Here is a 6,022-nt window from a genome sequence, read left to right on the forward strand (position 1 = left end):
GGTCAGCACCATCCAGCAGGACCCAAAGATCAACTGGGCTATCTTCTCCTTCGGTGACCTGACCCTGGGCGTGGACGCGGCGCTCAAGGGCGCTGGCCTGAACGGCAAGGTCAACGTCGGTGGTGAGACGCCCAGTCCGGCCAACCTGGCGGCGCTCAAGGACGGCACCGAAAGCGTGTGGACCGGCTTCTCCGCGCCGATCCTCGGCTGGCGCCTCGCGGACATGATGGCCCGACACTTCAACGGCGACGATCTGGCCGCGGCGGACAAGGTCCTGCTGCCGACCCAGCTCATCACCAAGGACAACATCTCCTCGGTCTCTCTCGACTCCACCGGGTACTACATCGGTTTCCCCGGCTACCAGGACGCCTTCAAGAAGCTCTGGCAGGCACAGTAGCCGCAGCGCTCGGACACAGGCACGGTCGGTCAGGTAGCGCAGTCTCGGAGCGGGGATGGCGGACGGCCATCTCCGCCCCGAGGAGGGATCGGGATACGCAATGCTTGCAGGACTGCGCGGTAAGTCGGTGGTCGTCACGGGCGGCGCCGGTGTGATCGGGTCGGCGGTCAGCCGGCGGCTCGCGGCGGAGGGAGCGCTGGTCGTGGTCGCCGACCTCGACGCGGACGCTGCCAAGACCGTCGCGGAACTCATCGGTGGTGCCGCCGTGGGTGTCGGCGTCGACATCACCACGCCGCTCGGCGCGCAGGCCAGCGTCGACGCGGCTGTCCAGGCTTTCGGAAAGCTGGACCTCTACCATGCCAACGCGGGCGTGGAATGCGCGGTGCGGACGGTGGCGGACTTCGACCCGGCGGACTACCACCGGGTCTTCGGCGTCAACGTGCTCGGCGTGTTCCTGTCGGCGCAGGCCGCGGTGCGGCAACTGTCGGCCCAGGGCGACGGCGGTTCGATTCTGTTCACCGCATCCATCGCGGCATTGATGGGTAGCGCCGGGACATCGGTCTACAACGCCTCCAAACACGCCGTCCAGGGCATCGCGCGTTGCCTGGCTGTTGAGGTCGCCGGAGCTGGCATCCGTGTCAACACCCTCGCCCCGGGTGTCGTCGAATCCCGCATGATGGATGCGCTCGGTGCTGGGCTCGGGGCGCTGGTTGGTGCCGATGGGGCGACGGCCCGCAGCGGCATGGAGGCTGCGGTACCGCTCGGCCGGTACGCAACGCCCGAGGAGATCGCGGCAACCGCGGCGTGGATCCTCAGCGACGAGGTGCCGTACCTGCACAACGAGTGCATCACCGTCAGCGGCGGCATCGCGCCGTACTGACAGCCGTACTGACAGCTGACGAAAGGTGACAGGTCGTGGATCTTGGACTGACGGGACGGCGGGCACTGGTGACAGGGGCCAGCCGAGGTCTCGGCCGCGCGATCGCGGCGACGCTGGCACAGGAGGGCTGCTCGCTCGCCCTGTGCGCACGCGGTGCCGAGGGTCTGGAGAAGGCTGCGGCCGAGTTGCGCGGCAACGGCGTCACGGTGTTCGCCGAGCCCTTTGACGTCAGCGACGTCGACGCGCTCACAGCCTTTGTCGACCGCGCTGCGGCGGAACTGGGCGGGCTGGACATCGTCGTGTCCAATGTGTCCGCCGGCCCGGCCAAGGACGCCGGTCAGTGGCAACGCAGCCTGGACGGGGACCTGCTGCCGTTCGTCCGGTTGGCCGAGACGGCCGTGCCGCACCTCGCCGACGGCGGTGGGTCGATCATCGCGATCGGCACGACGAACGCGTTCGACACGGTACGGCCGGCCTCCCCCAACGCCTATTCGGCCATCAAAGCAGCTGTGCTGCACCATTCCGCGGCGCTCGCGCGGACCCTCGCGCCGCAGGGGATCCGGGTCAACACGGTTTCCCCCGGGCCGATCGAGTTCCCCGGCGGGGACTGGGAGAAGGTCCGCGAGCACCGGCCGGAGGTCTACGCGGAGGTTCTGGCCAAGATAGCGGTCGGCCGGTACGGCCAGCCCGAGGATGTCGCGGCCGCCGTCGCCTTTCTGGCGAGCCCCCGGGCCGGATTCTGCAACGGCGTCAACCTCGTGGTGGACGGCGGGCTCGTCACCCGCGTGCAGTTCTAGAACCGGCGGTTGCGACCCATGGCGGGACCAGCCGGCCGGATTGACGCCGTGCTCGTATGCGGCGGGCGTTGGCACGATTTCGATTTCGCGCGGCTGCAGCTTCTTGAACGCCTCGGGCGACACGAGCGGGTACGCACCCGGGTCTTCGAGGACTACGCCTGCACCGATGCGATCGGGTCGGCTGACGTGCTTGTCACCTACACCTGTGAGCGGCGTCCCAACGCTGAGCAGCAGCAGGCTCTGGTGGACTTCGTCGCGCGTGGTGGGCGGTGGTTGGCGTTACACGGAACCAACTCGGCGATCGATGCGCCCGCGCCGGGTACGCCGCGCCTGTTCACCACGCCGCGGGTGCTCGGGGAGGTGGCCACGGTGCTGGGCAGCCAGTTCCTCGGCCACCCGCCGATCGCGCCCTACCAGGTCGAGATCACCCAGGCGGATCATCCGCTCGTGGTGGGGATCGACCCCTTCGAGGTCAGTGACGAACTGTACGTCAGTGAGCTGCATCCCCCGCTCGACGTGCTGCTGCACACCCGGTACCGCGGGCCGTGCCGGGGCTTCACCGAAGGGCATGTCGCCGATTCCGCGGACGACGTCCAGCCGGTGCTCTACCTGCGCCGCCACGGCGACGGCGAAGTCTGCTATTTCACCCTGGGGCACTGCCGCGGCCGATTCGACGTCCAGGACCTCGGCGTCGACGACCTCGGCCGGACCGACCGGGGGAGCTGGACCGCCCCGGAGTTCGCCACGGTCCTCGACCGCTGCCTGTCCAGAGCGATCTACGGCGCCAGGTAGCCTCCTGGTATCTCAGCGTCCAGATCAGGCGTGGGCGCCGGTAGCTCAGATCAGGCGTGGACGTCGGGGTCGAGGCGGACGAGCATCTTGCCGACGTTGTCACCCCGCAGCATCCCGAGGAATGCGGTGACCGCGTTGTCCAGGCCGTCCACGACCGTCTGGCGCGATACCAGGTCACCGGTTCGCAGCCAGCCCGAGACCCGTTCGGTGAATTCCGCCCGCAGATCCTCGTGGTCGCGGACGATGAACCCTCGCAGGGTCACTCGCCGCAGCACGGCCTGGATGAGATGGTCGATGCTCGGCCGGGGAGTCTGCGAGGTGAACTGGGAGATCATGCCGCACAGGGCCACCCGACCGCCGACCCGCAGTGCGTCGAGCGCGGCGACCAGGTGGTCGCCGCCGACGTTGTCGAAGTACAGGTCGATGCCGTCCGGCGCGGCGTGGCGCAGCCCTGTCGCGACCGGTTCGGCGCGGTAGTCGACGGCCGCGTCGAACCCGAGTTCCGTGGTGAGCAGCCCGCACTTGGCCGCACCGCCCGCGCTACCGATAACCCGGGCGGCACCGAGCAACCGGGCGATCTGACCGACGGCGCTGCCGACCGCACCGCCGGCCGCGGAGACGAAAACGGTGTCCCCCTTGGCCAGCTCACCCGCGCGCAGTAGTCCGGTATAGGCGGTGAAGCCGGTCTGGCCGAGCACGCCGAGCCAGGTCGAGGGCGCGGCGCGGTCGGCGTCGACGACGGCGAACGCGGCCGGGTCACCCGGGGTCGCGTCGAGCACCGCGACGTCGCGCCAGCCCAGTCGGTGGCGTACCCACGCACCTTCCTCGATACCCGGAGCGCGGCTTTCCAGGACCCGTCCGACAGCGGACCCGTCCAACGGCTCGCCGACGGCGAAGTTGGTCGTGTAGTGCTTCTCGGTCTCCCCGAGGCGACCCCGCATCGACGGGTCGACGCTCATGAAGGCGTTGCGCACGAGCAACTGGCCCGCGCCCAGCGCGGGCACGGGCCGTTCGCAGAGTGCGAAGTCGTCCGGGGTCGGCCCGCCGGGACCGGGACGGCGGGCCAGTGTCACCACCCGGGTGCGGCGGCCGGCCGCGCTCATGCCGGGGTGTTCCGGTCTGAGAGCCGGGCCCGGCGGCCGACCCACCCGGCGACCTGCAGGTCGGCATGGCGGATTTCGCCCGACTGCCAGCGGCCGTCGGAGTCGAACAGGCCGCGCTGGCCGGTCGTCGGGTCGTAGACCTCGACCAGGCCGCTGTCCGTCAGCGTGTACACCTGCTTGCTGATCGGATGAGTCACGCTCAAGGGTTTTGTGCTCACTACACGCTCACGGCTCCTTCAGTGACACGGAGGCCCTACAGTCCGCGCAGCTCCTCCGCGCGGCGCACACCACGTTTGACGACCACGACCGGGCCGGTCACGCGCAGCTGACAGGCCAGCCGGATGCGCCCGTTCGTTCCCGGACCGATCGCTCTCAGTCCCTCATCCTCAAGGTCGTCGATCGGACCGCAGTTCTCCGCGCCCGCGCTGACCTGCAGGACACAGGTGCGGCAGGTACCGACGCCATCGCAGACGGTCGGCCACCAGTAGCCGCACCGGCGAGCGGCGGCGAAGACGGTCTCGGCCTCGGCCACCGCCAGCACGATGCCCGACGGCGTGACCGTCACCTGTGCGCTCAGCGCGACATCCACGTGTCGAGCAGATAGTGGAAATGCCGGATGCGGCTTTCCTGGTAGGTCGCGAGGGTGATGCCGGGCTTGCGGGTCGTCTTCAGGCCCTGCTGCACGAACGGCAGGTTGGCGATGTCCTGGTCGAAGACCGGGCCCAGCAGGCCGAGCTCGGAAACGTCGGCCATGTCCACCCCCTCCGCTACCCATCGGATCTTCGCCGGGGCCGGGCGCGGGGTGCCCTTGGGCCATCCGGACAGGAAGAAGATTTCGGAGATGCAGCGATCGGGGTCGTTACCGTAGGGCCGGAACCGGTAGATGATGTTCGACTTCTTCCCGGCCCAGGGGTGGAAGTTCGGAAAGAGAATGTAGTTGATCGCGTCCAACAGTTCGCTGTCGGTGATTTCCGCGTAGCTCTCGCCGGACAGTGCGCTCAGTTGGTTGCGCATCTGATCGGCGAGTACCGCTCGGGCCGTGCTGCCCGCTGGGATCTCCGGTAGCTTGTCGCCGGAAAGCGCGAGGTCCCGCCCCTGGGTCGAGGCGTAGAAACCGCGCGAGAAGTAGAAGCTCTCCAGGACCTCCTCCTCGGTGACGCCGCCTGCCAGATGCGGGCTGGGTACGCCCTGCGGCGTAACCGTGCGGTCCCAGTTGGCGCCGGCGACGACGTCATACTGCGAGTTGGCATCGCCCATCCAGGCCAACAGCTGCGGATGGGTGCTGATCACATGGAAGGCCTCCATGAAGGCCTCCTGCCCGATCTTCCAGTTGCAGGGCAGGATCTTCGCGATGTGCAATGAGGTGTACCGGTCGTCAAGCGGCCAGCGGGTGAAGTGGTCCGGCAGGTCGCCGGCGAAGGTCTCGAACGGCTCGCAGTCGGGATCCATGTTGATGAAGACGAAGCCACCCCAGGTGGCGACCTTCGCCTCGGGAAGGTTGAACGTCGCCGGGTCGACATGGGGGAAGTCCCAGGCGCACGGGATGCTCTTGAGAGTGCCGTTGATGTTCCAGGTGAAGCCGTGGAACGGGCAGCGGAACTCCGGCACGTGCCCGCCTGCGGTGCGCAGCTTGCGCCCGCGGTGCAGGCAGGCGTTCACGAAGGCCCGGATCTCGGTCGGGGTGGTCCGCACGATCAGCAGCGAGTCGTCGGCTATCTCGTAGATCTCGTGATCGCCGACCTCGGGGATGTTCTCCTCGCGGCAGGCGAACTGCCAGACCCGCCGCCAGAGCTTCTCGACCTCCATGCGGTGCCAGGCGGGTGAGATGTAGCGCTCGACGTCGATGTCGTCGTTGCCGAGGTACTCGTTGACATTCACCCGCAGGACGTCGGGTACGGGCCGGGTGTCCGCGGCGAGGTAGTCCTGCGCGGAGGGACCGGGGCAACGGGCACGGGTGTCGGGCTCCTGCGTGACCATGGCGCCTCCCGAAGTTTCTGGTGTCTGGCTATAGTAACCGGCCGTCAAGTGTGACGGGTGAAGTCGCGGTGTCCGC

Annotated in this window: 8 protein-coding genes; 4 read left to right on the top strand and 4 right to left on the bottom strand. The window is 68.6% G+C overall.

Annotated features, from left to right (window positions below):
* From U9980_RS19750 to U9980_RS19765, 4 genes are all read left to right on the top strand, one after another.
* A partial coding sequence (locus tag U9980_RS19750) for a hypothetical protein (protein ID WP_322769275.1) occupies positions 1 to 397 on the top strand: 397 nt, incomplete at its 5' end.
* A gap of 55 nt (positions 398 to 452) precedes the next feature.
* Positions 453 to 1,277, top strand: a complete 825-nt coding sequence (locus U9980_RS19755) for an SDR family NAD(P)-dependent oxidoreductase (protein WP_322769276.1) — start codon at positions 453 to 455, stop codon at positions 1,275 to 1,277.
* Positions 1,278 to 1,312: 35 nt separating this feature from the next.
* Entirely contained in the window at positions 1,313 to 2,074 is a 762-nt protein-coding gene (locus U9980_RS19760; protein ID WP_322769277.1) for an SDR family NAD(P)-dependent oxidoreductase, read from the top strand.
* An 18-nt stretch (positions 2,075 to 2,092) separates the two neighbouring features.
* Positions 2,093 to 2,866, top strand: a complete 774-nt coding sequence (locus U9980_RS19765) for a ThuA domain-containing protein (RefSeq protein WP_322769278.1) — start codon at positions 2,093 to 2,095, stop codon at positions 2,864 to 2,866.
* A gap of 50 nt (positions 2,867 to 2,916) precedes the next feature.
* Here the strand turns inward: U9980_RS19765 and U9980_RS19770 are convergent, their stop codons facing one another.
* From U9980_RS19770 to U9980_RS19785, 4 genes are read right to left on the bottom strand one after another with little or no spacing between them, the layout of a single operon-like run.
* Positions 2,917 to 3,969 carry an NADP-dependent oxidoreductase gene (locus U9980_RS19770; protein ID WP_322769279.1) on the bottom strand — a complete coding sequence of 351 codons (1,053 nt, stop codon included), beginning with the start codon at positions 3,967 to 3,969 and terminating at the stop codon, positions 2,917 to 2,919.
* Positions 3,966 to 4,187 (bottom strand): hypothetical protein, encoded by a 222-nt coding sequence (locus tag U9980_RS19775; RefSeq protein WP_322769280.1) that lies wholly within the window; start codon positions 4,185 to 4,187, stop codon positions 3,966 to 3,968. Before U9980_RS19775 ends, U9980_RS19770 begins: the two co-directional genes overlap by 4 nt.
* 35 nt (positions 4,188 to 4,222) lie before the next feature.
* Positions 4,223 to 4,558, bottom strand: a complete 336-nt coding sequence (locus U9980_RS19780; RefSeq protein ID WP_322747057.1) for a 2Fe-2S iron-sulfur cluster-binding protein — start codon at positions 4,556 to 4,558, stop codon at positions 4,223 to 4,225.
* Positions 4,543 to 5,946, bottom strand: a complete 1,404-nt coding sequence (locus tag U9980_RS19785) for an aromatic ring-hydroxylating dioxygenase subunit alpha (RefSeq protein ID WP_322769281.1) — start codon at positions 5,944 to 5,946, stop codon at positions 4,543 to 4,545. Before U9980_RS19785 ends, U9980_RS19780 begins: the two co-directional genes overlap by 16 nt.
* Positions 5,947 to 6,022 lie beyond the last annotated feature (76 nt).

This window comes from Protofrankia sp. Cr1 (assembly GCF_963555865.1).
Lineage (GTDB): Bacteria > Actinomycetota > Actinomycetes > Frankiales > Frankiaceae > Protofrankia.

What these genes read in the sequence shown, in the direction of transcription:
- U9980_RS19755 (WP_322769276.1), top strand. Translation starts at nt 453, where the DNA reads ATGGCGGACGGCCATCTCCGCCCCGAGGAGGGATCGGGATACGCAATG.
- U9980_RS19765 (WP_322769278.1), top strand. Translation starts at nt 2,093, where the DNA reads ATGGCGGGACCAGCCGGCCGGATTGACGCCGTGCTCGTATGCGGCGGG.
- U9980_RS19770 (WP_322769279.1), bottom strand. Translation starts at nt 3,969, where the DNA reads ATGAGCGCGGCCGGCCGCCGCACCCGGGTGGTGACACTGGCCCGCCGT.
- U9980_RS19785 (WP_322769281.1), bottom strand. Translation starts at nt 5,946, where the DNA reads ATGGTCACGCAGGAGCCCGACACCCGTGCCCGTTGCCCCGGTCCCTCC.